At 59.0% G+C, this 25,894-nt stretch carries 21 protein-coding genes; 17 read left to right on the forward strand and 4 right to left on the reverse strand.

Annotated features, from left to right (window positions below; genetic code table 11):
• Positions 1-83: 83 nt before the first annotated feature.
• A complete protein-coding gene (gene trpE, locus D0Y96_RS07770; protein WP_117298823.1) occupies positions 84-1,625 on the reverse strand; it encodes an anthranilate synthase component I in 1,542 nt (513 codons plus the stop codon).
• 299 nt (positions 1,626-1,924) lie between these two features.
• On the opposite strand from trpE, the gene D0Y96_RS07775 reads away from it, so the two are divergent.
• Positions 1,925-3,190, forward strand: coding sequence for a Glu/Leu/Phe/Val family dehydrogenase (locus D0Y96_RS07775; protein ID WP_117298824.1), 1,266 nt, complete (start codon positions 1,925-1,927; stop codon positions 3,188-3,190).
• 26 nt (positions 3,191-3,216) lie between these two features.
• Here D0Y96_RS07775 and D0Y96_RS07780 read toward each other — a convergent pair whose 3' ends face one another.
• Complete coding sequence (locus tag D0Y96_RS07780) at positions 3,217-4,068, reverse strand: lysophospholipid acyltransferase family protein (RefSeq protein ID WP_117298825.1); 852 nt, start codon at positions 4,066-4,068, stop codon at positions 3,217-3,219.
• A gap of 216 nt (positions 4,069-4,284) precedes the next feature.
• Between D0Y96_RS07780 and pgsA the strand changes: the two genes are divergently transcribed.
• On the forward strand, positions 4,285-4,953 hold the full coding sequence (gene pgsA, locus D0Y96_RS07785) for a CDP-diacylglycerol--glycerol-3-phosphate 3-phosphatidyltransferase (RefSeq protein WP_117299663.1): 669 nt from the start codon (positions 4,285-4,287) through the stop codon (positions 4,951-4,953).
• 508 nt (positions 4,954-5,461) lie between these two features.
• Positions 5,462-6,232, forward strand: coding sequence for a GvpL/GvpF family gas vesicle protein (locus tag D0Y96_RS07790; RefSeq protein WP_117298826.1), 771 nt, complete (start codon positions 5,462-5,464; stop codon positions 6,230-6,232).
• 213 nt (positions 6,233-6,445) lie between these two features.
• On the opposite strand, the gene D0Y96_RS07795 is transcribed toward D0Y96_RS07790, so the two are convergent.
• A complete protein-coding gene (locus tag D0Y96_RS07795; protein WP_117298827.1) occupies positions 6,446-7,585 on the reverse strand; it encodes an SIS domain-containing protein in 1,140 nt (379 codons plus the stop codon).
• Positions 7,586-8,064: 479 nt separating this feature from the next.
• Between D0Y96_RS07795 and D0Y96_RS07800 the strand changes: the two genes are divergently transcribed.
• A complete protein-coding gene (locus tag D0Y96_RS07800) occupies positions 8,065-11,493 on the forward strand; it encodes a TonB-dependent receptor (RefSeq protein ID WP_158562307.1) in 3,429 nt (1,142 codons plus the stop codon).
• A 60-nt stretch (positions 11,494-11,553) separates the two neighbouring features.
• Here D0Y96_RS07800 and D0Y96_RS07805 read toward each other — a convergent pair whose 3' ends face one another.
• Positions 11,554-12,240: an N-acetylmannosamine-6-phosphate 2-epimerase gene (locus D0Y96_RS07805; RefSeq protein ID WP_117298829.1), complete on the reverse strand. Its 687-nt coding sequence runs from the start codon at positions 12,238-12,240 to the stop codon at positions 11,554-11,556.
• A gap of 158 nt (positions 12,241-12,398) precedes the next feature.
• Here D0Y96_RS07805 and D0Y96_RS07810 point away from each other — a divergent pair, with 158 nt between their 5' ends.
• The 13 genes from D0Y96_RS07810 (at position 12,399) to D0Y96_RS07870 (ending at position 25,853) form a co-directional block, all read left to right on the forward strand.
• The gene (locus D0Y96_RS07810; RefSeq protein ID WP_117298830.1) at positions 12,399-13,175 is read left to right on the forward strand and encodes a GntR family transcriptional regulator; all 777 of its coding nucleotides are present in this window, start codon (positions 12,399-12,401) and stop codon (positions 13,173-13,175) included.
• Positions 13,176-13,261: 86 nt separating this feature from the next.
• Positions 13,262-14,386 (forward strand): geranylgeranyl reductase family protein, encoded by a 1,125-nt coding sequence (locus D0Y96_RS07815; protein ID WP_158562308.1) that lies wholly within the window; start codon positions 13,262-13,264, stop codon positions 14,384-14,386.
• 328 nt (positions 14,387-14,714) lie between these two features.
• The gene (gene coxB / locus D0Y96_RS07820; RefSeq protein ID WP_117298832.1) at positions 14,715-15,764 is read left to right on the forward strand and encodes a cytochrome c oxidase subunit II; all 1,050 of its coding nucleotides are present in this window, start codon (positions 14,715-14,717) and stop codon (positions 15,762-15,764) included.
• Between the two features lie 32 nt (positions 15,765-15,796).
• Positions 15,797-17,488, forward strand: a complete 1,692-nt coding sequence (ctaD, locus tag D0Y96_RS07825; protein WP_117298833.1) for a cytochrome c oxidase subunit I — start codon at positions 15,797-15,799, stop codon at positions 17,486-17,488.
• Positions 17,488-18,084, forward strand: a complete 597-nt coding sequence (locus D0Y96_RS07830; protein ID WP_117298834.1) for a cytochrome c oxidase subunit 3 — start codon at positions 17,488-17,490, stop codon at positions 18,082-18,084. Before ctaD ends, D0Y96_RS07830 begins: the two co-directional genes overlap by 1 nt.
• Before the next feature lie 4 nt (positions 18,085-18,088).
• Positions 18,089-18,955: a hypothetical protein gene (locus D0Y96_RS07835; protein WP_117298835.1), complete on the forward strand. Its 867-nt coding sequence runs from the start codon at positions 18,089-18,091 to the stop codon at positions 18,953-18,955.
• On the forward strand, positions 18,955-19,626 hold the full coding sequence (locus D0Y96_RS07840; protein WP_252263606.1) for a c-type cytochrome: 672 nt from the start codon (positions 18,955-18,957) through the stop codon (positions 19,624-19,626). The genes D0Y96_RS07835 and D0Y96_RS07840 overlap by 1 nt, the downstream gene beginning before the upstream one ends.
• Before the next feature lie 52 nt (positions 19,627-19,678).
• Complete coding sequence (locus tag D0Y96_RS07845; protein WP_350449005.1) at positions 19,679-20,272, forward strand: QcrA and Rieske domain-containing protein; 594 nt, start codon at positions 19,679-19,681, stop codon at positions 20,270-20,272.
• A complete protein-coding gene (locus D0Y96_RS07850; protein ID WP_117298838.1) occupies positions 20,260-21,768 on the forward strand; it encodes a cytochrome b N-terminal domain-containing protein in 1,509 nt (502 codons plus the stop codon). Before D0Y96_RS07845 ends, D0Y96_RS07850 begins: the two co-directional genes overlap by 13 nt.
• A 7-nt stretch (positions 21,769-21,775) precedes the next feature.
• A complete protein-coding gene (locus tag D0Y96_RS07855) occupies positions 21,776-22,633 on the forward strand; it encodes a cytochrome c oxidase assembly protein (protein ID WP_117298839.1) in 858 nt (285 codons plus the stop codon).
• 80 nt (positions 22,634-22,713) lie between these two features.
• Positions 22,714-24,645: an AI-2E family transporter gene (locus D0Y96_RS07860; RefSeq protein ID WP_117298840.1), complete on the forward strand. Its 1,932-nt coding sequence runs from the start codon at positions 22,714-22,716 to the stop codon at positions 24,643-24,645.
• A gap of 90 nt (positions 24,646-24,735) precedes the next feature.
• The gene (locus D0Y96_RS07865) at positions 24,736-25,299 is read left to right on the forward strand and encodes a hypothetical protein (protein WP_158562309.1); all 564 of its coding nucleotides are present in this window, start codon (positions 24,736-24,738) and stop codon (positions 25,297-25,299) included.
• Between the two features lie 116 nt (positions 25,300-25,415).
• Positions 25,416-25,853, forward strand: a complete 438-nt coding sequence (locus D0Y96_RS07870; protein ID WP_117298842.1) for a Spy/CpxP family protein refolding chaperone — start codon at positions 25,416-25,418, stop codon at positions 25,851-25,853.
• Positions 25,854-25,894 lie beyond the last annotated feature (41 nt).

A 25,894-nucleotide genomic window follows, 5' to 3' on the forward strand; every position in this document is an offset into this window, starting at 1 on the left:
GGGGAGCGACTGCGCACCCGCGGGAGCGAACCCACTATAGGCCTGCCGATTCGGAACTGTCGATTCAGGCTGGTTAAAAATCATCAGTTTCCGCGCGCTCGTTCGATGGCACGAACAATGGCTTTCGCTTTGTTCACACTCTCCTCGAACTCCTTTTCAGGAACAGAATCGGCGACGATGCCGGCGCCTGCCTGGAAGTGTCCCTGCGCGCCCTGCATGAGCAGGGTGCGGATGGCGATGCAGGAGGTGAGATTGCCGGAGAAATCGGCGTAGAGGACGGAGCCGCCGTAGATGCCGCGGCGCGTGGATTCGAGCTCTTCGATGATCTCCATGGCGCGAATTTTGGGGGCGCCACTGAGGGTTCCGGCAGGAAAACAGGAGCGCAGGGCGTCGATGGCGGTGAGGTCGGAACGGAGCTTTCCTTCAATGGAGCTGACGAGATGCATGACGTGGGAGTAGCGCTCGACGAACATGAGGTCTTTGACCTGAACGGAGCCATAATCGCTGACGCGGCCGACATCGTTGCGCCCCAGATCGACGAGCATCACATGCTCGGCCCGCTCTTTTTCATCGTGCAGAAGATCGTCGGCGATGGCGCGGTCTGCCTCTTCGGTAGCGCCACGGGGACGCGTTCCGGCGATGGGGCGATATTCGACTTTGCTGCCGTCGCTCTGCTTCTGGATGCGCACGAGAAGTTCAGGCGATGAGCCGACGATATGTGTCGGCGGCTTTGCGGAACGGGACTTCCCGGACCTGGAAACAGGGGCAGAGTCCTGGAAGCGCAGGAAATACATATAGGGCGACGGGTTGACGGTGCGCAGGGCTCGATAGACGGAAAAGGGATCGACCTCAGGGCGAACGTCGAAGCGCTGGGAGAGAACCACCTGGAAGATGTCTCCCGCGGCGATATATTCCTTTGCCTCTTCGACTGCTTTCAGGAAGCTCCTTTTCTTCATCTGCGGCTCAACCTTCAGCCTGCCGGAGACCTTCTTCTGTCTGAGCTTCGGCAGAGGCCGCGCGAGGCGCTTTTCGAGGCGGCCAAGGCGTTTTTGCGCATCGGCGTATGCCGCCAGCGGAGACTGGCGGCGCACATCGGCGGTCACGATGAGCAGGATCTCTTTTTTGACGTGGTCAAAGGCAAGGACCTCGTCAAAGAACATCAGGCAGGCGTCGGGCATATGCAGATCGTCCCGAGTGAGCTCGGGCAGACGCTCGATGCGGCGGACTGCGTCATAAGTCAGGAATCCGACGGCTCCGGCGGTAAAGGGCGGCAGACCGGGAAGACGGGCGGGGGTGTGTCCTGCGAGCGCGTCGCGGAGAAGATGGAAGACGTCACCTTCTATGGTCTTTTTTCTTCCTTTTTCCGTAATTTCGATCGTTTTTCCGCGAGACAGGATTCTGCGATAGGGACGAATGCCGATGAAGGTATAGCGGCCAAGCTGTTCGCCTCCCTCGACCGATTCGAGCAGGAAGCACTCGGGCTCGTCGCCGGCGAGGCGGAGAAAGGCGGAAACGGGAGTCTCAAGATCGGCGGGGAGGATGCGGCAGAGCGGAACGAGCGTATGAGTGCGAGCGAGTTTCAGAAAATCGGCGCGGGTGGGATGGGATGCGTCCTGGGATGGCATGGCTTGTGGTTATGGTACATGGATGGGATACAGAATATGGGCATCGGATCCGGCATCCGAATGCCCTGGCAGGCAGCAGAGAAGGCTTGCCGGTACTTCGGGCGCGGCCTATACTCTGTAGGTTTGGCCGGATCAGGGTAATGAACCGGCCTGACCCGCAGGAAGTACAGTGCGGATGCAGGATACGGAGAAGTTTCCTGTTGACCGGCCGGATGCAACGTGTTTTCTGAATTGAACGGGAATTCACGGAGGCAGGAGAGAATTCGGTCCGCAGGTGGAAGCAGGAACGGAGATCTGGCATGGCAACGATAACGCTCGAGCAGGAGATCAATCCATGGGAAGCGCAGGCAGCGCGATTTGAATTCGCGGCGCGCAAGCTGAACCTCGATGAGGGACTGTGGAAGGTATTGCGCTACCCTTCGCGGGAAGTGATTGTGCATTTTCCGGTGTCGATGGACAACGGAAAGATTGAGATGTTCACCGGATTCCGCGTGCAGCACTCGATGGCGCGGGGGCCGGGCAAGGGCGGAATTCGTTATGCGCCGGATGTGACGCTGGATGAAGTGCGCGCGCTTGCCAGCTGGATGACGTGGAAGTGCGCGGTGGTGAATATTCCCTTTGGCGGCGCAAAGGGCGGCGTGATCTGCGACCCGAAGAAGATGTCGATGGGCGAGCTGGAGCGCATGACCCGGCGTTATACGTCGGAGATCATCGAGTTCATCGGGCCCGAAAAAGACGTGCCCGCGCCGGATATGAATACCAATGAGCAGGTGATGGCCTGGATTATGGACACCTACTCGATGCACATGCGCCAGACGGTTACAGCGGTCGTCACCGGCAAGCCACTGAATATCGGCGGGTCGCGCGGACGGCGCGAGGCGACGGGGCGCGGGATCAGCGTGGTGTGCGATGAAGCGCTGAAGTATCTGGGATTGCAGCGCGACGGATGCCGCGTCATCGTTCAGGGCTTCGGCAATGTGGGCTCGAATGCGGCGATTCTGCTGCGGGACAAAGGCTACAAGATCATCGGTATTGCCGAATATGACGGTGGCCTCTTTAATCCGGCAGGGATCGATGTGTGCGCGCTGCAGGAGTACCGGCAGCGGAACGGATCGGTGCTTGGTTTCCGTGGAGCGGAGCCGGTGGATTCCGCAGAGCTGCTGACGTGGGAGTGCGAGATTCTGATTCCCGCGGCAACAGAGAATGTGATTACCAGCAGGAATGCCGACCGCATCAAGGCGAAGATTGTCTGCGAGGGCGCGAATGGTCCGACGACCGCGGTGGCCGATGAGATTCTGGCGGACAAGAAGATCTTCGTCATTCCGGATATTCTGGCCAATGCCGGCGGCGTGACAGCCTCCTATTTTGAGTGGGTGCAGGACCGCCAGGGATACTTCTGGAAGGAAGCCGTGGTCAATGAGCAGCTGGAGAGCATTCTGGCGGAGAGCTTCGACGACGTGCTGCGATATTCAGAGGCGCATGGAGTTAACAATCGCATTGCGGCCTACATGCTGGCGATCGACCGCGTGGCGTTTACCATTCGACAGCGCGGGATCTACGCGTAACGCTGTACAGAACGACAGGGGCAGCCTCAGGGCTGCCCTTTTGTTTTGGGCAGGGATGTCCTGCGGAAGAGAGGAAGGAGACCGCGCAGCAGGCGCAGGAAGGCACCAGGACCTGGTGGTCCAAAGAAGAGGACGTGGAAGCGGCCGGCCTGGCGATTCACGACCATTTCGGCGAGATCGTTCTGCGCGGAGGTAAGGGCCTGGGTGAGGATCTGATGCCACTCGTCGATATGGATGGCCTTGCCGTCCTCGATGTGGATGGGCTCGCCGAAGGAGGCGAGAATGTCGGGGCGGATGCCGTCCCAGAAGGGATACTCGAGGGCCATAGGCAGGAGGGTAAGCGGCCCGATGCTCTGCCGGCCTGTTTCCAGCGGCTCGGAGTTCTGTAGCCGGAGGGTGGAGAGGAGCTTCGCCAGGCCCCGGCGGAGACGGATGGGACGCTCGCGTGGGTCAGTGAATTCGCCCTCTGGGGTGACCCAGAGAATGGCTCCGGGACGGGAAAGGACAGACCGGGCATCGATGAAGAACCGGCGTGTGCCGGAGATAGAACCGGTTCGGATGGGGAAAAAGCCGAGCCGGCGCAGATAGGGCACACGGGCGAGCGCGGTCTCGTCTATGGGAGCGTAGAAACTCCCGCCAGGATGGAAACGATGATGAATAAGAAGCCCGACGGCGGGGTCCCACCACGAGGGGTGGTTCATGAAGACGATCACAGGCTGATTGTCCGCAGGGAAGCGGTCAGGGTTGGCGATACGCAGGGAGCGGAAGTTCCAGCCGAGACGAAAACGTACGGCGACGTAATAGAGGGCCAGCAGGAAGGGAGATGGCGGCGGGACTTCGGCGTGCTGTGCGGGTATGGGGCGAGGCCGGGTTTCCATGCTGAAGGGGGACTGCAAACGACGGAATGCTCGCCGACGCGTTTTATCTGCTTCACTGCGACGGCCGCCAATTTCCAGGCGAAATTTCACCGGGAGCACAAAAAGTATAGCTGCTGGAGGAGAGGCAGGCGGCGGCCCGTGTGGTGCATAATGGCTTTACGGCATTTTCTTCGACCGGAGAAGTGCCGCACGACGCTTTCGCGCTGAGTGTCCGCCGTGAATCTGCCCAACTCCATTACGATGAGCCGCATTCTGTGCGTGCCCGTGCTCATCTGGATGCTTTCGCCACACTTTCCCCACAGTGGCTGGCATGGTGAGCAGGAGCTGATCGCCTCTCTCTTCTTCATCCTGGTTTCGATCTCCGATGGAGTGGATGGGTATCTGGCGCGCCATCGTGGGCAGATCACAACGATGGGGATGCTGCTGGACCCGATCGCGGACAAGCTGCTGATTGCATCGGCTTACATCACGCTGGTGCAGTTCAATCCGCACGTGGTGAAGCCGTGGATCGCAGTGCTGGTGATCGGGCGGGAGTTTGTGGTGAGCGGGCTGCGCTCCATAGCGTCGACGGAAGGCTTCACGATCGAGGCGAGCGACGTAGGCAAGCTGAAGACGGTGATTCAGATCGTGTCGGTCGTGGCGACGATTCTGGATCATGGCTGGTATGTCTGGCACTTCGGCTGGTTCATTGTGCCGGTGGATCTGATCGCGGTGGTAGGAATCTATTATGTCGTGATTGTCTCGACGATCTCAGGCGTGGATTACTTCGTGGCGTTCTGGAAGAAGATCGACAAGGCCTCGGCCATGACGCGGAAGCACGATAACGAATCCGTTCTGAGCCGGAAGAAAAAAGACCTGCCGCCTGCGGCGAGAAACGTTACCTAAACCAAACGGTACAACGGGGTTTCAGCTGACTGCGACGGTCCTGACAGCCCTGAAGCGCCTGCTTTCCTTTTGCAGCAAACTGCGCGGTGATCCAGCCGGGGATTTCCGGCTGGAAAGCTGCATTTATTCGGATGCCGCTGGGGCGTACTGACTGAGGGAGCTCGAGGCGCGACGATGCGGCTGGATATGAGAGTTCTCGGGAACCAGAACAAACTTAGGTAACGTCGAAAATGGCCTCAAAGGCACATAATTTCCCCTTCAAAGCCCGGTTATTTGACGAAATCAAATTTGTTTTCGTCAAATGAAAGCGGTTTCTTGTTTCAGGCCATTCAAATTTCGCTCAGCTGCGTCGTGCGGTTGCCAGTTGTCCATATGCGGGCATAGGATACCTGACAGTTCGGCGCAGTTTGCGTATCGGTGGACGTGCCAGGACGAGAGCAAGGTCCAGTAGTCTTTCGATGCAGAAGTCAAAATACAGTCCCAGTACCAGCATGTGGAGCGACTCTCTATGGCGTGGTATGCCTATTGCATAGCCGAAAAGCAGGCGTTTCCTGAACTTCTTCGTCACCGGAAACCAATTCCAATGGAGACAGTTCAGGGAATCGAGGGAAATCAGGTCTTCCTTTATCCAGCCAGTGATTTAGCAGTTATCGTCAGCGAACATAGTTCTTCCGAAAATCTCAATCAGAAGGCAGCCGTGGATCATGCACGGGTTATCTCCGACTGCTTCAAGATGTCCACCGTGCTTCCTTTCCGCTTTGGGACGGTATTTAACGACGACGATGCGCTGCGGCGGTCGATCCGGTCCAATCAGCGGCAGTTTGTCACCAATATCGATCGTTTACGGGGCAAGGCCGAGATGCACCTGAAGGTGACACTCGATGACTGCTGCCGTGAACAGATTCGCCGTCTCATTCCGGAATCGATGCACGCGGTCGGCAAGGAATATCTGTCGAATCTGCGCGAGAATGCAACTTTACAGCGGGAGCGCCAGACCCGGGCGCGAGCTGTTTCCGTCCAGATGCACCGGATGTTTTCGCCCCTTGCGGAAGAGATTACCTGCAAGCGGACGGACGCGGGCAAGATGCTGCTGGATATTGCACACCTGATCGACTCAAAGTGCATCGAGCGCTATCAGAACAAGTATTCGAGCGCGAGTGTTTTGATGAAAGACTGCCAGATGCAGCTTTCGGGGCCGTGGCCGCCGTATCACTTCGTCCATCGGCTGACCCGGGCCGCTTCGCACGCTACAGCAGGAAGCCCTGCCATGTCAGCTTAATAGAAGTTCCCTGAAGGAAGGCCCCGGCGGACCCACGAACCACCGGGGCTTTTCCATGAGGGGCTGCGGCGTGGTCTTCGTCAGAACCTCCGCACCCTCTGCTATCAAAAGACGAAATTTTTTCCGGAAAGTTCACAGAATCTGCGACTCTGCCTGGTGAGAGGCCGGAGTCACTTTCCTCTGCGCCGACACCCATCCTTTTCCTTTTCCGAGCTATTCCCGAACGACAGCTTTCACCAGATTGCGCGGAGCATCGACATTGATGCCGTGCTGGATGGCGGTGAAGTAGGCGAGCAGCTGAAGCGGCACGACCTCGAGCATGGGCAGGAGGAATTCGTCCATGGCGGGGACGGAGATCGCGAAGCTGGCGAGTTTTGGCGTCTCTTCGTCTCCTTCGGTGTGCAGAGCGATGATCTCCGCGCCCTGAGCACGCATATCACGCATGAGCTGAATGGATTTTTCCCAGCGAAGGACGGAATCCGGGTCATCGCGATCGCGGGTGGCCAGCATGACGAGCGGGGCGCTTTGACTGACGAGGGCGTTGGGTCCGTGCTTGAGCTCTCCGGAGGGGTAGCCCTCGGCCTGGACATAGGCAGACTCCTTCAGCTTGAGTGCGCCCTCGCGGGCAATCGCGTAATGAATAGCGCGGCCAAGGTAGAGGAAGGTCTGAGCAGAGCGGGTTCGTTCGGCCACACTGCGCATTTCAAGCTCCCACCGAGGCAGAGTCGCTTCGAGGATGCCGGGAAGGCGCTGGAGCTGTTCGCAGTGGGAGGCGACGGCGTGGGCGGTCATGCGGCCGCCGAGGCGCGCAAGAAAAAGGGACAGCACATAGAGCACGCTGAGCTGGGTAGTGAAGCTTTTGGTGGCGGGGATGGCAATCTCTTTGCCGGCGACGGTGGGGAGCGATGCGTGGGCCTCCCGCGCCATAGTGGATGCGGCATTGTTGGTGATGGCAGCTGTGGCCAGGCCGCGTGATTTTGCTTCGCGCAGCGATGCCAGGGTATCGGCAGTTTCGCCGGACTGTGAGATGACGATGACACCGGGATCGTGAAGGGTGTGGGTGGAGCGGTAGGTGTATTCGCTGGCGTATTCGACATCGACGGCGAGGCCGGCATAGTCCTCAAGCATGATTTCGCCGGCGAGGCCGGCGTGGCGGCTGGAGCCGCTGGCGGCGATGACGATACGCTGACGTCCGCGTAACGCGTCGGCGGCGCCGGAAAAGGCGTCAGCACTGAGCGTGCCGCCGGGGGCATAGCGGGCGATGGTGGCGGCGAGCGCCTCCGGCTGTTCGTAGATCTCGCGCAGCATGGCATGAGAAAAGGTGCGGGGCTCGGTCTCGGCGGGCGGCGTCATGCTCGTGTGGCCTCCTGAATATTCAGTGTCTGTCATAGATGGCAATTTGAGCCAATCCTGTATGGACAACCAGACATTAGGAGTATGCAGGAAACGGACCAAATTGCCTACCGGGCAGAAAAATGGGAGAGCGATATCCGGCTTTGAGTCTCAAAAAAAACATGACTTTACGGGGAAATAAGCCTGATTTTGGGAACCGGTTCCAGTGCCTGCTGGCCGCACAAAGGCTTATAGCTGCCATAGGAAAAATAAAGATCAGATAAAAATCACACTTGCATTCCTATACAGATGTCTATACATTTCCTGCCAAGCCAAAGACTGGTCGCATGCAATCCTCAGCAGTTTGCACGTCGTTCCGCTTCAGAGAGAGCGATACCAGCGAGGCATTCACGAGAGCTGAAGCAGTACTGGAGGCATGAATGAAACGAATTCTTTCAGGGCTCAGGCAAAGGCAGGGACTCAGCGCCGCTGTGAGAAGCATGCGATGCGGACTCCCTTTATTCGTCCTGTTGTGCGCGGTGTGCATGACCGCGGCGGGGCAGACCACCACCGGCGCAGTGCGCGGGACGATTACCGATCCCACCGGAGCGATTGTGCCCGGCGCAAAGGTAACTGTGGCTAATGTGGCCACAGGTATAAAAACCGTCGATGTCACGAACCAGGCGGGCGAGTATTCAATCCGCTTTCTGCAGATCGGACAGTACAGGCTGACGGTGGAGGCTGCGGGATTTAAGACCGCTAACTACGGCCCCTTTTCGCTTGAGATCGACCAGACAGCGAAGATCGATATTCCACTGAGTGTAGGTACGGCGAGCACCACCGTTACGGTGAGCGATCAGTTCCAGCCGATTCTGCAGACAGAGAATGCGACTAATGGCGAGACCTTCACCGAAAACACGATCAACAGCGTGCCGCTGAATGGGCGCGATTTCGCGCAGCTGACGGTGTTTACGCCGGGCGCGGTTTCGACTGGCTATGGCACATTTGGCACGGTGAGCGGAAGCTCCTCGAACTCCTCAGAGCGGTCGACGAATGACAGCAACGAAGCGAACGTGAACGGCAGCCGTCAGCAGTCGAACAACTATCTGCTCGATGGGCAGGAGATCAACGAGAACATCAACAATACTATCGGCTACAGTCCCAGCCCTGATTCACTGGAACAGATTCGCGTGATCGCCTCGAATGCGAATGCGGAGTTTGGCAACGTGAACGGCGGTGAAGTGGTGATGGTGATGAAGAGCGGCTCCAATCAGTTTCATGGGAGCGCCTTCGGTTTTCTGTCCAATGACAATCTCAATGCCAACAGCTGGGTAAACGATAATCAGGGCGTTCCCAAGGCCGGATATACGCAGTCCATCTTCGGTGGAACCTTCGGCGGTCCCATCATCAGAGATAAGCTGTTCTTCTTTGTCGATTATGAGGCGTTTCGCTACCACTCCTCCGGGCAGCAGGCGTACAGCGTGGCGCCGACAGCCTTTCGCACCGGCGATCTCTCTCTGATCGGCTCAGGTCTCGGGATTCAGCTTTACGATACGCAGACCGGCACTCCCTATGCGAACAATCAGGTTCCGATTACGAATCCGGTAGCGCAGTATCTCTTCAGCCATCCGAACATTTATCCGCTTCCGAATCGCCAAAGCCCGGTAGATCCGCTGAATATCTTTGGAAACTTCATCGGTCCCCACGACATTTTCTCCCGTAACAGTCAGGGGGATGTGAAGATCGACTGGCATCTTCACAATAACGATGTGATTTCCGGCCGGTATTCACAGGGATATGCGGAGGATGGCACAGTCAGCAATCCGATTCCTGTCGAGTTTCCGAGTGCTTCCAATTATCCGGACCATCTGGGTACGGTGACCTGGACCCATACGTTCTCGCCGGCCATCGTCAACTATGCCCGGGCCTCTTATGCGCGTGTCCAGTTCAACAGCGGCGTAACGGTGGATCCGAGCGGCGTGTTCGGGCTGAACGGCAACTCGATTGTGGGCATTCCGAGCAAGCCGCAGCAGACGGCGGGCTTCAGTCTGCAGTCATTCAACGGAATCGAGAGCCAGCCGAATCCATCGAAGGGCAGCGGTTATGTAGATGGCTTTGGCGCGAATCCAACGCCGGAAGTATTTGTCGATAACGTCTTTGAGTACGCCGATAACCTGACCTGGCAACGGGGCCGTCATCTCTTTAAGTTTGGTGTTGAGGTTACGCGGTATCAGCAGAACAGCTTTTATCCAGGCAACGACGGAGAGCTGGGAGACTTTACCTATTCGGGACAATATACGGTCGCTCCGGGTGCGAAGACGCCCTATCCTTTCGCCGATTTTCTGACGAATCGCGTTTTCGACGTGCAGGTCGGCAACGTATCCGGACTGACGGGACAGCGCCAGTACCGCGATGGTGTGTTTGCGCAGGACGACTTCAAGGTTATGCAGAACCTGACGCTGAATCTTGGCATGCGGTGGGAGTTCGATCAGCCTATCTACGAAGTGAACGACAAGATGGCTAACGTGAACATGACGACCAAACAGATCGAGTATGCAGGTGTGGACGGCAACAGCCGTGCTCTGTATGACCCGGTCTACACGCAGTTCCAGCCGCGGTTTGGCTTTGCCTATCAGGCAACGCCGCGCTGGGTGATCCGTGGCGGCTATGGCATTACGAGCTATCTGGAGGGCATGGGTGCGAACCTGCGACTCACGCAGAACCCTCCGTTCCATACCGACTTCGAGCAGCAGGGGCAGGCTCCCACTTCGACTTCGAAGGGCACCTTCTTCACCACGACGGCAGGCTTTCCGACATCGACGCCGCCAACCACAACCTTCTATGTGTGGCCGAAGGATCTGAAGCCTTCTTCTACGCAGGAGGTCACGCTTTCCACGGAGTATGAGATCACTCCGTCGTCAACGTTCCAGGTGGGATACGTGGGTATCCTTGGGCACCATCTCACAGAGCCATACTGGGGCAACCAGAGGGTATCGCCGGATGTGCTCGGGCCTTATGACAGCATTGTCGGCACACTGAAATCGAATGGACAGAACATTCCGGCGGGTACGTCTCCGAATCCGGCTGATGTTTCAAGCGGAGTCGTCAAAATCAGCGCCACGGAGGCCGCAAGCAATTACAACGCGCTGCAGGCGGTCTTCCGGCAGAGACTGACGGCAGGTCTGGAGCTGACAGCGAACTATACCTATGCGAAGGCGCTGACGGACGATTTTGGTTATTACGGCGTCACAAATACCAACAGCGGCCAGTACTATCAGCAGGACGCCTATAACACGGCCGCAGAATGGGGCTCAGCCGGCTTCGATATTCGCCAGGCACTGAGCGTGTCAGGCGAATACGATCTGCCCTTCGGGCGCGGCAAGCGGTTTGGCGGAAACTGGAGCCGGCTGGTGGATTATGCCATCGGCGGCTGGAAGCTGGCTGGCTCCGATGTGAGCTATACGGCGTTTCCGGTAACGGCAAGTTCGCCGGCAAATTACTCGAGCACCGTATATGCCTTCACCGGTGCGGCCCGTCCAAATCAGAACCTGCCGCTGAAGGTGACAGGCCGCTCGATCAAGGCATACTGGGGTACTGCGGTGCAGGGAACCTCGTGCGGTCCTGGTCAGGTGATCAATTCTGCCGGCAATCCATGCGTCTTCAGCCAGCAGCCGAACAATGCCTTCGGCAATGTTCGTCCTTTCTCGCTGCGTGGCCCCTCCTTTGAACAGATCGATATGTCGGTATTCAAATCGTTTTCTATGTGGAGAGAGCACCGCTTTGATTTCCGCGGAGATTTCTTCAACGTCTTCAACATTGCCAGCTATCAGTCGCCGGACAGCGGTATTGCCGACGGAAACTTCGGGCAGATTACCAATACCAACTCGACGGAGCGGCATATTCAGCTTTCGCTGAAGTATGCGTTCTGAGCAGGTCTGGAGATCGTGTGACGGCCGTTGTCTGCGGAGAGCGGCCGTTGCGCGATACGTTCAGAGAAGGGCTTTGACGAAACGAGCGGTGATGGATTCCGGGCGGGTGATGGCCGAGCCGACGACGACAGAGAAAGCTCCCGCATCGATGGCGCGGCGAACCTCTTCCGGAAGCGCGATATGGCCCTCCACAATGACAGGTACGGAAAGAGATTGAACGAGACGGTCGAGAAGAGGCCAGTCGACGGAGTGGACAGAGGCGGTCTGCGGAGTGAATCCGCGAAGGGTGGTGGCGACAGCGTCGGCTCCGGCCTGCGCGGCGGCCACGGCCTCATCGAAGGTGGCAATGTCAGCGAGGACGGGTTTGCGGAGCTCGCGATGGATACGCGTTATGAGAGTTGGCCAGGGTTCCGCAAAGGAGGGCCGAGCGATGGTGCAGTCGAGGGCGATAACGTCGCTTCCGGCATCGGAGATAGCCTGGGCCGAGGTGAAATCGGGAGTGATGCACATTTCGCCATGCTGGTAGCGCTTGAGAATGCCGAGTATGGGCAGATCGGTTTTCTGTCGGAAGACATGGATGGCTTCGGCACCGTTGGCGCGCAGACCGGCAGCTCCTCCGCGCAGTGCCGAGACGGCAAGGCGGGCAAGTGTTCCGGTATCGTCGAGGGGGTCATCCGGAGGAGCCTGGCAGGAGACGATAAGGCGGCCGCGGAGAGCCGCCGGAAGCGGGTATTCAGTTACGTCCATCCCGTACCTCAGTACGAATTTTTGATGAAAGAGAATCTTATACAGGGTTCTGACGTTCCGACGGTACGTATTTCTGTTTCCGGACAAGGCACCGTTACAGATAAATAGCAGGCGCCCTGCCGGATTATGGGATAACTATCAAAGAAGAAGGAGAAATCGTGCCGAAAAGCCGCACCCTGAGTGAACTGCCGGTTCAGCCCCTGGATAAAAACGGTTTTATACCCCTCTACTATCAGATTCAGCGGGCGCTGATGGAAAAGATTCATTCCGGTGAACTCGGCGAGGGTGATCCTCTGGCGTCGGAAGAAGAGCTGTCGCGGTACTACCAGGTGAGCCGGATGACGGCGCGCCAGGCGCTGCACGGGCTGAAGATCAGCGGATACGCCTTCAGTGAAAAGGGGCGCGGCACATTCGTAACCCGGCCGAAGCTCGAAAAGAACATCATGCACCTGCAGGGTTTTACCGAAGACATGCGGCAGCGTGGGATGAAACCGAGCTCGCGTCTGCTGCAGCAGACGGCCGTGCCGCCCACCGAAGAGCTGATGCAGAGACTGAAGCTCGATGCGGGGGACCGGGTGCTGCGTCTGCGGCGTCTGCGGCTGGCGGACGGGATTCCTATGGCGCTGGAGGATTCGCATATTCCGCTGCGTCAGTTTCCAGGGCTGGACCGGATCGACTTTGCGAAGCACTCGCTGTACCAGACGCTGCGTGAGCGGTATGGCGTGCGTGTGGGTTATGCGGACGAGATTATCGAGGCTCTGCCCGCAACGCGTGAGGAGTCGGAGCTGCTGAATATCCGCAGCAAGGCGAGCGTGCTGTCGATTACGCGGACGATCATGACAACGCAGGAGTCACCGATTGAATTTGCGTGCTCGCGGTATCGCGGCGACCGCTACCGGGCATCGATCCGGGTACCCATGACAACCATCGAATAACCGCGTTGCAGCCCTCGTTCATGCCGGAGGGCCGCTCTATACCGGGTGGCATTCGGTCCGGTGGCGGACTGGTGGATACTGGTTCTGTGAGAGACGGAGACGCAGTCTGCTGGGATGCGATTGTGGTGGGCGCAGGACCGGCCGGCTGCGCCGCAGCCTATGATCTGTCGATTGCCGGACGCTCCGTGCTGTTGCTGGACAAGGCGGATTTTCCGCGCCCCAAGGCATGCGCCGGCGGACTGACTCGTAAGTCGCTCAGCGCTCTTCGCTATTCGGTGACACCGGTGGTGCGGGAGCGTCCCAGTGCAATCACCGTGGAAAAGAATGCGGCGGAGAGCGCCGTGATTCGCAGCCTCATGCCGATCTGCGCGATGACCGTTCGCGACGAGCTGGATGATTTTTGCCTGCGGCAGACGGTTGAGGCCGGTGTACAGTTCGAGCGCATCGATCCGATTGAGACCATCGACGAGATGAACCGGGAGGTCCATCTTCGGACGCGCGCGAGGTACTTCCGGGCACAGTTTCTTGTCGGTGCCGATGGTGTGCACAGCCAGGTGCGCCGGCTTACCGGAGAGGCGCGATGGTTTCGGCGAGGATTCGCGCTGGAGGCGAATGTGCGCACCCCGGATGCAGCTTCAGCGGCGATGGTCTTCGATCTGGGGACGGTGAGCGGTGGTTACGGGTGGGTTTTTCCTAAAGGAGATCACCTCAACATCGGGCTATATACGATCGACAGCTCAGAGAAGCTGAATCGCGAGCGACTGGCAACATATATTGCGACCCGCTGTGGAGCCGTAAACACTGAGCAATTTGTAGGACAGTACCTGGGCTTTGGAGCGGAGCAGGCCGAGACGAGCAGCGCCCGCATCTTTCTGGTGGGAGATGCCGGCGGATTTGCCGATCCGCTGACGGGTGAGGGGATTTACGGTGCGATCATGAGCGGACAGGCAGCTGCAAAGGCGATTGAAGGCGATCTTCGCGGAAAGAAAGCCGCCGCCTCGGCGTTTATGCAGGCAACGGCGCGGCTGCGTGCCGATCTTCGCCTCTCCTCTGCAGGAGCGCGCTGGTTTTATGCGCATCCGGATACAGGGTATCGGGTACTGACAGCACCCATGCTGCGCAGTCTTGTTCTGCGTGCTTATGCGAGCGGCAGCGGTGTGGCCGCTTTGGCGCAGGCAGTGAAAAATATCGTCGAAATCCTCCCTCTGTAAGCACACTTTCAGATCGGCAAATTTCACAGCGGTGACCTATATCACAACTGTTTGGGCCATAACGCTGTTAAGATGGGTATTCGGAGAGGGATTCGTGATGCGGAAATCTCTCAGTACTCAACTCAAACTGCTCAGGCAGCAAGAAGGCCGGGAGATTCATTCTCTCAACCTGAATTCCGTCACACACCGCATCGGGAATTCACCTTCTTATATCGTTTGTTCTCTGCTCAGAAGAGTCCGGTCTTTCTGCGGGTAATTCCCGGGGCACACAAGACCGTCGCGAGTTCTGTATCAACGAGTTGTTTCATTGAGCGCAGTGACAGAAAAGATGATTCGAGACTGGACGCACAAGACGGGCTGTTCCCGGTCCCTGTTTATACTCCTGCTGTTTCTTTCGGCGGCCGGCCGGGCTTTTGCGGATGTCGCGCAGAATACGCCGAGCATATTTGCTCCGTCCTCGACACCGTCGAATGAAATCTTTCATCTGTCTCTCTTTGTTCTTGGCATAGTGGGCGGAATCTTTGTGGTTGTAGGTGGTTTGCTCGCCTATGCGGTGATCCGCTTTCGCGCGCGCAACCAGGAAGACGACACGGAGCCTGCGCAGATATACGGCAGTAATCAGATTGAGCTGGCATGGACTGTGGTGCCGGTACTCATTGTCGTGGTGCTGTTTCTGACCACGGCGCGCATGATCTTCGCGATCCAGGATGCTCCGAAGCCGCAGTCGGCGCTGGATGTAACGGTGGTGGGGCATCAGTTCTGGTGGGAGTTCCGTTATCCGAAGCTGGGAATTGTAACTGCAAATGAGCTGCATGTTCCGCTGAGCAGCACCTCCGATCCGAAGCCGACGTTTCTTCATCTGCTCTCCGCCGATGTGGATCACAGCTTCTGGGTGCCACAGCTCGCAGGCAAGACCGATCTGATTCCGAATCATCCGAACGACATGTGGATCGATCCGCTGCATCCGGGAGTGTATGTGGGGCAGTGTGCGCAGTTCTGCGGCATCGAGCATGCAAAGATGCTGCTGCGCGTCTACGTGGATACGCCGGAGCAGTTCGCGGCCTGGGTGAAAGAGCAGCAGCAGCTAGGGATGCAGGATCCGCACGTGGCCGCGGGGCGGCACGTATTCGAGACCGAAGCGTGCATGAACTGCCATACGATCAGCGGCACGGATGGCAGGGGAACCTTTGGTCCGGATCTGACGCACCTGATGAGCCGCGACACGATTGCGGCGGGCGCGGCGCCAAATACTCCGCAGAATCTGCGGGTATGGGTGAAGAACCCGGACGATCTTAAGCAGGGCTCTTTGATGCCGGCGATGCAGCTAAGCGACCAGCAGCTTGATGATCTGGTGGCTTATCTGTCCACCCTTCACTAAACATCTGCTCCCGGAGGGGCGGGAAGAAAAGAATGGCTGATCAAACACTGCCGATTTCGGGTTCGGTCGATGTGACACCGCCGCATGCGGCGGCAGGAACATTTCTCGAGCGGCTGCACGGCTGGGTGGTCACAGTCGATCACAAGAAGCTGGGCATTCTGTATGTGGTGTACTCGCTGATCTTTCTGCTGGTGGGCGGCGCAGAGGCGCTGGCGATTCGCATTCAGCTGATGATTCCGGGAAATCATTTCCTGACGGCAGCGACCTACAACCAGTTCTTTACGATGCATGGCACCACGATGGTCTTTCTCGTGGGCATGCCGATTCTGTTCGGGTTTGCGAACTATCTTGTGCCGCTGATGATCGGCGCGCGGGACATGGCGTTCCCGCGGCTGAATGCCTTCAGCTTCTGGCTCACTGCGCTGGGCGGCCTGCTGCTGTACTTCAGCTTTATTGGCGGACCGGGCCTCTACGGAATGGGCGCGGCTCCCGATGTGGGCTGGTTCGCTTATGCTCCCCTGACCGCGCACGTGTTTTCTCCAGGCAACGGAACGGATTACTGGGCGCTGGCGCTGATTGTGAGCGGCTTCGGCACGCTGGGCACCGCGATCAACATTGTGGCGACGATTATTTCCATGCGCTGCAAGGGTATGTCGCTGCTGCGTATGCCTCTGTTTGCATGGCTGATGCTGGTGGTGAGCGCGCTGACGCTGGTGACGATCACGCCACTGACGGCAGCGCAGTTCATGCTGCTGATCGACCGCTATCTGGGCGGCCACTTCTTCGACACACAGGCCGGCGGATCGGCGCTGGTCTGGATACACTTCTTCTGGATCTTCGGACATCCGGAAGTGTACGTGCTCGTGCTGCCGGCCTTTGCGATTGCGAATGAGATTATTCCGGTGTTTTCGCGCAAGGCCATCTTCGGGTATCCGGCGATGGTGGCCGCGTCAGTGGGCATCGCGTTTGTGAGCCTGGGCGTATGGGCGCACCACATGTTCACGGTCGGCATGACGTCGGTCTCGAATGCCTTCTTCGTGCTCTCGACGATGCTGGTGGGCATTCCGACAGGCATCAAAATCTTCAACTGGCTGGCGACGATGTGGGGCGGCAAGATTCGTTTTGCTACGCCGATGCTGTACTGCACGGCATTTGTCTTTCAGTTTCTGATTGCAGGCCTGACGGGCATTATTTTGTCGGTGGCGCCGTGGGACTGGCAGCTGCACAATTCTTACTTTGTGATTGCGCACTTCCACTATGTGCTGGTGGGCGCGATCGTATTCAATATCTTTGCGGCGATTTACTACTGGTATCCCAAGGTGACGGGCCGCATGATGAGCGAGCGGCTGGGCAAATGGAACTTCTGGCTCTTCCTGATCGGTTTTCACGTCACCTTCGACACGATGCACTTTCTCGGATTCCTCGGGATGCCGCGCTCGATTTACACCTATGAGCCGAACCGTGGGTGGAATGGCCTGAACATGGTGGTGTCGATCGGTGCGTTCATTCAGGGCGTGGCAGCGTTGATCTTCGTGTACAACCTGGTGTGGTCGTACTTTCACGGAGAGGTGGCGGGCAACGATCCCTGGGATGCATGGACGCTGGAGTGGGCGACACCGTCGCCGCCGCCGGATTATAACTTCGCCACTGACCCTGAGGTAAAGAGCCGCAGACCGTTATGGGATCTGAAGCATCCGGATGATCCGGACTGGAAGTACGAATAATGAGCGCGATACCTACTGTTCCAGAGTTGCAGGATCAGCCATGGCACCTGCCGTCACGCGGCCGGATCGGCATGCTGTCGCTGATCATCGGCGAGTCGGCGATCTTTACAATCTTCGTCGTTGCTTATGTGTTTTACATCGGCAAGAGCCTTTCAGGACCGACGCCGGGGCAGGTGCTTGAGGTTCCGATCTTCAACACGATCTGCCTGCTGTCGAGCAGTATTACGATCTGGCTGGCGGAGCGCAGGATCGAGCGCAATGAAATAAAGGCCTTCGGTCTGTGGTGGGGCGTGACGATTGCGCTGGGTGTGGTCTTTCTGGTGGGGACGGGGCTTGAGTGGTACAAGCTGATTTATCACGACGGGCTGACCATCAGCACGAACCTCTTCGGCACGACGTTTTACTCGCTGGTGGGTCTGCACGCGACGCACGTGGTGATCGGTCTGGCGATGCTGCTGCTGGTGCTGGTGTTCACGCTGATGGGGCGGGTGACAGAGCACCACGCGGAGCGCATCCAGGTGCTGGCGCTGTACTGGCACTTTGTGGATGCGGTGTGGGTTGTAGTGTTCACAGTGGTGTATATCGTTGGGCGGTGAAAGAGTGACGGACACAGTACAACACGAGGCAGGACGGGAGCGCGAAGGCACGATTCATCTGCCTGCTCCTACGGCGTGGCCGATTGTTCTGGCGTTCGGCGTGACGCTCGGCTTTGCCGGGCTGGTGACCAATCTTGGCGTAACGGTTCTCGGCGTGATTCTGATTGCTGTGGGAAGCATCGGCTGGTTCCGGCAGGTGCTGCCGCACGAGCAGCATGAGGATGTTCCTGTACGCGTGCAGCCGGTGACGATCGAATCGTCGCGCAAGTTCGTGGAGCGCATCGAGGTGAGCGAAGAGCATCGCGCGCATCTGCCGGTGGAGACGTATCCGGTGCTCTCAGGCGTAAAGGGCGGCATCGCAGGCGGCATCGCGATGATCTTTCCGGCTCTGGCGTACGGGCTGATCGCGCAGCACAGCATCTGGTATCCGATTAATCTTCTGGGCGGCGCGGGCGTGGCGAACTGGCGCAACCCGACGACGGCCGATATTGCGGCGTTTCACTGGGAAGGCCTGCTGGTGGCGAGCGTGATTCAGATCGTCGCCTGCCTGCTGGTGGGGCTGCTGTACGGAGCCATGCTGCCGATGCTGCCGCGCCGGCCGGTGCTGCTCGGCGGGATTATCGCACCCCTGCTGTGGACGGGGTTGCTGCACTCGACGCTCGGCGTGATCAATCCTGTGCTCGATGAGCATATTGCGTGGGGATGGTTTGTGATTTCGCAGGTGACATTTGGTGTGGTTGCGGGACTGGTGGTGGCGCGCGAAAGCCGTATCCGAACGGCACAGTCACTGCCGTTTGTGGTGCGAATGGGCATTGAAGCTCCAGGGCTGATGCACGACGATCATTCACAACACTCCGGGGAGAAACACTGATGCGCCTGCCGCTGATCGTCGCCGCTGCGTGCGCGCTGGTCTTTTCGGTCTCCGGATGCACCCGTGCACCGGGATATCCGACTGAGGAAGCGCTGCGGCCTCAGGATCAACTGGACTTTCATGTGCTGTACAGCCAGAACTGCTCGGGATGCCATGGAGCGAAGGGACAAAATGGCGCAGCGATCGATCTGGCGAATCCGGAGTATCAGGCACTGGTCGATGATGCCACGATGAAGAAATGGATCATCGGAGGCATGCCGGGAACAGAGATGTCTGCCTTTGGGGCATCCGCGGGCGGCATGCTGACGGATACTCAGATCAATGCTCTGGTCGCGGGAATGCGGAAGGAGTGGTCGAAGCCGGATGTGTTCGGGGGACAGACGCCTCCGCAATATGCGCAGGACAAGGCGGGCGACGCGGCGCACGGGCATGCGGTGTATATGACGGCGTGCGCATCGTGCCATCAGCAGGCGAAGCAGCAGATTACCGATGCGAATTATCTGGCACTGGTGAGCGATCAGGCGCTGCGGTCGATCGTTATTGCAGGACGTCCGGACATCGGACATCCCGACTGGCGCAATGATGTGCCGGGGAAACCGCTGAGCGCACAGGATGTAACCGATGTGGTTACGTATCTGGATTCGCTGCGCAGCCAGGCGGAGGCGAAGTGAGACAGGGACGGAGAGAAAAGGCCGGCCAGGAGGAAAAGGCGGGGGTGAAAAGGTGAGCGACGAGATCGAAGTAAAGAGTGAGCAGCAGAGCGCAGAGGATAAGCTGGCCGTCTCGCGCCGCTGGCTGCTGCTCAAGCTGGGCGTCGCTTTCAACGGCCTGGTTGGCCTTGCGCTCGCCACGCCTGTGATTCGCTATCTGCTGTCGCCGGTAAAGCGCGATTCGGCCTACAACTCGTGGGTGACGCTGGGGCCGATCGAAGGCTTTCCAGTGGGAGAGACGCGGCTTGCGGACTTCAAAAACCCATTCAGTCGTCCGTGGGACGGAGAGACACAGGGCGTGGCCTGCTATGTCCGCCGCAACACCAAAAGCGAGTTTCAGGTCTTTGCCGTGAACTGCGCGCACCTGGGATGCCCGGTGCGGTGGTTCCCGCAGTCGCAGCTTTTCATGTGTCCATGCCACGGCGGCGTGTATTACGCGGATGGATCGCGTGCCTCGGGACCGCCGGAGCGCGGACTTTTCACCTACGACTACAAATTAGCCGGTGGGCAGTTACAGATTAATGCCGGGCAGATGCCGACGCTTTCAAATACGGCGAAGCTGGTGCAGATCGGCAATGCCAAAGGGAATCCTCCATGCGCTGGGTAAAACAAACGTACGACTGGCTGGAACACCGGCTGCAGCTGGAAGGGCCGGTGAAGGATGCCGCGCTGCATCCGGTTCCGCGCAACACGGCGAGCTGGTGGTATGTCTTCGGCAGCGCCGCATTTACGCTGCTGTTTCTGCAGATCGCAACGGGAATTCTGCTGGCGATTGTGTATGTGCCGTCGGCGGGCCAGGCCTGGAACAGCCTGAATATTCTGAACCATCAGCTGGAGCTGGGGTGGTTCCTGCGCGCCATGCACGGGTGGGGATCGAATTTCATGGTCGCCATTGTGCTGATTCACATGGCGCAGGTATTCATGTTCGGCGCGTACAAATTTCCGCGTGAGCTGACCTGGATTCTTGGTGTTTTTCTGCTGCTGATGACTCTGGGCATGGCGTTTACGGGCCAGGTGCTGCGCTTTGACCAGGATGCATACTGGGGGCTGGGAATCGGTGCATCGATCATGAGCCGTGTGCCGGTGATCGGCGGCTCACTGGTACATCTGCTACTGGGCGGACCCACGATTGCCGGAGCCACGCTGTCCCGATTCTTCGCGCTGCATGTGTTTGTCATTCCCGGCGCGATGCTGGTGTTTGCCGGTCTGCATGTATGGATGGTGCTGAAGCTGGGTGTGAACGAGTGGCCGATGCCGGGACGCATAGTGAAGCGTGCCACCTACGAGAAGGAGTATCACGATCTCTCGCACAAGGACGGCGTTCCCTTTGTTCCGGTAGCGCTGTGGAAGGACGCGGTCTTCTCCGGAGCGGTGATCGCGGCGGTGGCCATCTGCGCGTTTGTCTTTGGCCCCTATGGGCCGGGCGGACAGCCGGACCCTACGATCATTCAGACGGTTCCGAAGCCGGATTTCTTCTTTTTGTGGATCTATGCGGCGCTGGCTTATTTGCCACCCGCACTCGAGACGCCATTCATACTGATCGTTCCGGTGATTGGAATCGCCGTTCTGCTGGCACTGCCGTTCTATGCGTCAGAGGGTGAGAAGAGCTGGCATCGCAGACCGGTGGCTGTGCTGACACTGGTCTCCGTAGCGGTGGGCTGGGGCGTGCTGACGCATCTGGCAACCTATACGCCGTGGAGCCCGCACATGGATGCCTGGAGCAGCGATCCGGTGCCGGGGAAGAATCTCCATAATGCAACACCGCTGGTACGCGAAGGAGCGGTCGTCTTTCAGGGCAAGCAGTGCCGCAACTGTCACTCGATCGGCGGAGCCGGCGGCGAGCGCGGCCCGGCTCTCGATGCCGTTGCCACGCGCCTGACGCGCGATCAGCTCATCTTTAAGGTCGAATTCGGCGGCGGCAATATGCCTGCGTATGGAAAGAACCTGTCGCCTCCGGAGGTCGAGGCCCTGGTGAGCTTCCTCGAAACGCTGCACCCGGAGCACGAAGCACCGGCCACCGACCCGTCACGGAAAGAAGTTCAGGACGCAGCGGCGATGGCCGGCGCTGCACCAGCTACCGGAGCACCTTCAGGAGCGAAGTAGCAGAGGAATGCAGGACTCCGTCAACGCGCTGTTCACGCAGTGGGATGTTCCTCCGCTGGTGACCTGCGCGCTGGCGGTGACGGCGGCGATTTATATCGCTGGCTGGATACGCATACGGCGAACAAGGCCGCAGCAGTTTCCGGCAGCGCGGCTGGCGGCGTTCCTGGGTGGAATTCTGGCTCTTTTCGTAGCGGTCGCCTCGCCTCTCGATACATTCAGTGAATCCCTGCTGTTCATGCACATGGCGCAGCACTTTGTGCTGATGTCGGTTGCGCCACCACTGATTGTGCTGGGTGCGCCGGTGGTGCCGATGCTGCGCGGGCTGCCGCGCGGGCTGATTCGCGGTGTCCTGCGGCCGGTGTTCCGGTCGCAGGTCATTCACAGGCTGGGCAGTGTTCTGGTGCGTCCGCGCGTGGCATGGATTGCAATGAATGCGGCGTTCCTCCTGTGGCATATTCCGGCGGCATATGAGTTCGCGCTGCGGTCTGAGAACTGGCATAACTGCGAGCATGCCTGCTTCTTCTTTACGAGTCTGATGTTCTGGTGGCCGATCATCGAGCCATGGCCGTTTCGCAGAAGGGGATCGCGCTGGATGATCCTGCCTTATCTGCTGCTGGCGGATTTTGTGAATACCGGGCTTTCGGCGACGCTGTGCTTCTCAGGCAGGTTGTTTTATCCGAGTTACGCGGCCGTGGCGCGGCCTTTCGGGCTGAGCGCTCTCAACGATCAGATTGCCGCAGGCGCGTTCATGTGGGTATGCGGATCGACAATCTTTCTGATTCCGGCGATCGGGATCACGATGCGGCTGCTGGCACCGAAGAGGCGGCGGACGGCAAGTCCGGCCTGGGTTGCCGGCGCGCGGTAATTCCCGCTTGTTCGTTCCGGGCCGGCCAGCCATACTCTCGACAGGCGGATCTGCATCTATATCTGTCGGAATAGTTCTTCATGGCCTCCGGTCCTCTCACACGATCGCGTAAAGGCTGGCCGAACAGCCAGCCGCTGCTGCTGATTGCGCTGGCGGTGGTCGCGCTGTATTTCTGCCGGGATATTTTTATTCCGCTGGCGATGGCGCTGACGTTCAATTTTTTGCTCGCGCCCGTGGTGATGCGGGTGGAACGCCTCCGCCTGGGGCGGGTTACGGCGGTGATTCTGGTGATGGCCGCGGCCTCGGCTGTTGCTGTCGGCATTGGATGGATCGTCGGCAGCCAGGTGATCGGTGTGGTCAACGACCTGCCGAATTACCGGGATAATATCCACGACAAAATCGTTTCGATTCATGCGCCTGCCGGCGGTCCGGTGGGGCGGGCGATCAACAGCATCAAGGAGATCGGTGAGGAGGTTTCGGGCGAGCCGGCCTCGTCAAGCAGCGCCATGACTCCGCCATCGCTGGCGCATTTTTCGCGCCTGTCCCGCCGCGCAAGGGAGGCGCAGGAGCGCGAAGATCGTGAGAAGGCGGAGGCCAATCCAAAGCCGATGCCGGTCACGGTGGTGCAGGCGCCGGAGTCGGAGAGAGCTTATCTGCGCGAGCTGCTGCTGCCGGTGCTGCGGCCACTGGGTACCCTGGGCATGGTGGTGATCTTTACCATCTACATGCTGGTGAAGCGGGAAGACCTGCGCAACCGCCTGCTGCTGCTGGCGGGCATGGGACGCATGAGCCTGATGAGCCAGGCGCTGAACGATGCAGCGGAGCGCATCAGCAGTTATCTGGGAATGAATGTGCTGGTGAACGCCAGCTATGGCGTGGTCTATGCCGGCGGTCTGTATCTGCTGCATGTGCCGAATGCGACGCTGTGGGGCGTGCTGATCGGGATTTTGCGGCTGGTGCCGTATATCGGCACGCTGATTGCGGGAGCGGCAACGCTGATTTTTACGCTGGCGGTGTTTCCGGGTTGGTGGCATCCGCTGCTGGTGCTGGTACTGTTCGGCGTGCTGGAGATTGCCGTCAGCAATTTCATCGAGCCATGGCTGTATGGAAGAAATACGGGGATCTCAGCCTTTGCTCTGGTGATGAGCGCGCTGGTGTGGACATTGTTGTGGGGATGGGCAGGACTGGTGCTGTCGACCCCGCTGACGGTGTGCCTGATTGTGATGGGACGGTATGTTCCGCAGCTTTCCTTTCTGTATATTCTGCTTGGCGATCAGGCGGAGCTGTCTCCAGAGGCAGGTTTTTACGAGCGCCTGCTGGCCATGGATCAGGTGGAGGCGCATGCGATCGCCGACCGCTTTCTTGAGACGCGAAATGCGATACAGCTTTATGACGAGGTGGTGCTTCCGGCGCTGAGCCTGGCGGAGCAGGACCGGCATAAAGGCGCGCTGGATGAGGCGCGGACGGCCTTTCTGTTTCAAAGTACGACGGAGCTGATTGCGGAGCTGACAGACTATGGCGCCGGCCTGACCGCGCCCGTGGAGTGCGATGAAGGGTTGACAAAGGGAAGATGCGCTCCGATTGTGTTCATGCCTGCGAGCGATCAGGCAGATGAAATTGCGGCGACGATGCTGGCTCAGCTGCTGGAACAGCGCGGCCACAAGACAATGCTGCTGCCCGCCGAGGCCATTTCTCCTGAGATTCTGAGCCGTCTGGGTGAAGAGCAGGAGACGACGGTGTGCATCTCGGCGCTGCCGCCGTTTGCCTTTGTACATGCCCGAACGCTGTGCCAGACGGTACGCCGCCATCTGCCGAAGAATCGGATTTTAGTAGGACTGTGGAGAGGCGCGGGAGACCCGGAGAAGATCCGGGAACGCTTTGGTGCGGCACGGCCCGATGCGGTGGTGACTACACTGCGCGAAGCGCTGCTGATGATTCAGGGTGGCGCATGGCCGGGATATGAGCCTGCTTTGCCGGACGCGGAGCCGCTGTCCTCGTCTGTGAGCAGTTGAGCCGCAATGACGGAGCGGACTTGTTAAGCTGAAAGGGTGTTCCGCATGCGCCGTCCGGCTTCGTATCTTCTTCTACTGATATTTTCGCTGATGTTGTCAGCCCGGCATCCGGAGGCGGCGGTGCACCGGCCCGGCCCGGTGGTTCCATCGTGCGCAGGCCTGACGATGACGGCAAGCTATCTGGCGGAGTCAACGCCGGGGGCCGGTCCTGGGTTTCTCTTTCGTATCGAAAACCACACGGCCAAACCGGTAACGCTGGCGCAACCTGTGCCTTCGAGCGCGCACTGGTATGCGCATGTGGGCGGCCGGTGGCTGTGGAGAGCTTCAGCAGGGCGCGGCGGCGCGCTGGTGGATGCCATTCAGGAAAAAGGACCAATGTTCGCCTATCAGCCGGCGACGGAACCGGGCGATCCACACTACATGGCGATTCCGGCACACGGTGTGCAGGAGTGGACGGAGCTGATGCGGGATCATCCGGCGATTGATTATCGCCCCAGCTGCGCGATGTGCAACTATCCCGGCGAAGATGAATATCGGGCGGTGTTTGCCTATGCATATCTGCCACATGCGGCAGAACATGTGCCGAACCTGCTGACCTGCGGGCTCCGGTCGAACCCTGTAGTCATGCCGCTGTTATCGACGACCAGGCGGTAAATATCTTTCGGCCACCGCGTCCCGCGCCGGGAAACGGCGTCTATACGGGTGGCTGAACCCTGCACCGCGCCGGCGGGATGCAGGATTAACGCCAGGCAACGGAGGATAACTAACCCATGCGAAAGACATTCTGGACGATCGCGCTGACGGGTCTGCTGACAATTGGAACAGCAGGCGCCGCGCTGGCGCAGGACAACGCGGCTCAGGAACCACCGCCAGCCACACAGGGTGGCGGACACCGGCAGATGAATCCCGACAGGCAGCTTGCGCGTATGACGAAGGAGCTGAATCTGTCGGCGGATCAGCAGGCACAGATCAAACCGATTCTTGCGGATCAGGACCAGCAGACGCAGGCCCTGTGGCAGGATCAGTCGCTGTCGCAGCAGGACCGGCGTCAGAAGATGCGTTCGATTCGCGAAGGCAGCAGAGCAAAGATCGAAGCGGTACTGAACGACGATCAGAAGCAGAAGTTCGAATCCATGCAGGAGCACATGCGGCGCGGCCGCGGCGGACCTCCGTCTGAAGACAGTGGTGCTGCACCGCAGTCGAACTAAACAGAAAAAGGCCGCTCATGCAGCGGTCTTTTTCATCTCCA

This window comes from Paracidobacterium acidisoli (genome assembly GCF_003428625.2).
Classification (GTDB): domain Bacteria; phylum Acidobacteriota; class Terriglobia; order Terriglobales; family Acidobacteriaceae; genus Paracidobacterium; species Paracidobacterium acidisoli.

Bases quoted from the DNA above. Each gene is read 5' to 3' on its own strand.
- trpE (WP_117298823.1), bottom strand. From the start codon at position 1,625: ATGCCATCCCAGGACGCATCCCATCCCACCCGCGCCGATTTTCTGAAA.
- D0Y96_RS07775 (WP_117298824.1), top strand. From the start codon at position 1,925: ATGGCAACGATAACGCTCGAGCAGGAGATCAATCCATGGGAAGCGCAG.
- D0Y96_RS07850 (WP_117298838.1), top strand. From the start codon at position 20,260: ATGCGCTGGGTAAAACAAACGTACGACTGGCTGGAACACCGGCTGCAG.
- D0Y96_RS07830 (WP_117298834.1), top strand. From the start codon at position 17,488: ATGAGCGCGATACCTACTGTTCCAGAGTTGCAGGATCAGCCATGGCAC.
- D0Y96_RS07780 (WP_117298825.1), bottom strand. From the start codon at position 4,068: ATGGAAACCCGGCCTCGCCCCATACCCGCACAGCACGCCGAAGTCCCG.
- coxB (WP_117298832.1), top strand. From the start codon at position 14,715: ATGATTCGAGACTGGACGCACAAGACGGGCTGTTCCCGGTCCCTGTTT.
- D0Y96_RS07805 (WP_117298829.1), bottom strand. From the start codon at position 12,240: ATGGACGTAACTGAATACCCGCTTCCGGCGGCTCTCCGCGGCCGCCTT.
- D0Y96_RS07855 (WP_117298839.1), top strand. From the start codon at position 21,776: ATGCAGGACTCCGTCAACGCGCTGTTCACGCAGTGGGATGTTCCTCCG.
- D0Y96_RS07800 (WP_158562307.1), top strand. From the start codon at position 8,065: ATGCGATGCGGACTCCCTTTATTCGTCCTGTTGTGCGCGGTGTGCATG.
- D0Y96_RS07790 (WP_117298826.1), top strand. From the start codon at position 5,462: ATGGCGTGGTATGCCTATTGCATAGCCGAAAAGCAGGCGTTTCCTGAA.
- D0Y96_RS07865 (WP_158562309.1), top strand. From the start codon at position 24,736: ATGTTGTCAGCCCGGCATCCGGAGGCGGCGGTGCACCGGCCCGGCCCG.
- D0Y96_RS07840 (WP_252263606.1), top strand. From the start codon at position 18,955: ATGCGCCTGCCGCTGATCGTCGCCGCTGCGTGCGCGCTGGTCTTTTCG.
- D0Y96_RS07795 (WP_117298827.1), bottom strand. From the start codon at position 7,585: ATGACGCCGCCCGCCGAGACCGAGCCCCGCACCTTTTCTCATGCCATG.
- D0Y96_RS07860 (WP_117298840.1), top strand. From the start codon at position 22,714: ATGGCCTCCGGTCCTCTCACACGATCGCGTAAAGGCTGGCCGAACAGC.
- ctaD (WP_117298833.1), top strand. From the start codon at position 15,797: ATGGCTGATCAAACACTGCCGATTTCGGGTTCGGTCGATGTGACACCG.
- D0Y96_RS07870 (WP_117298842.1), top strand. From the start codon at position 25,416: ATGCGAAAGACATTCTGGACGATCGCGCTGACGGGTCTGCTGACAATT.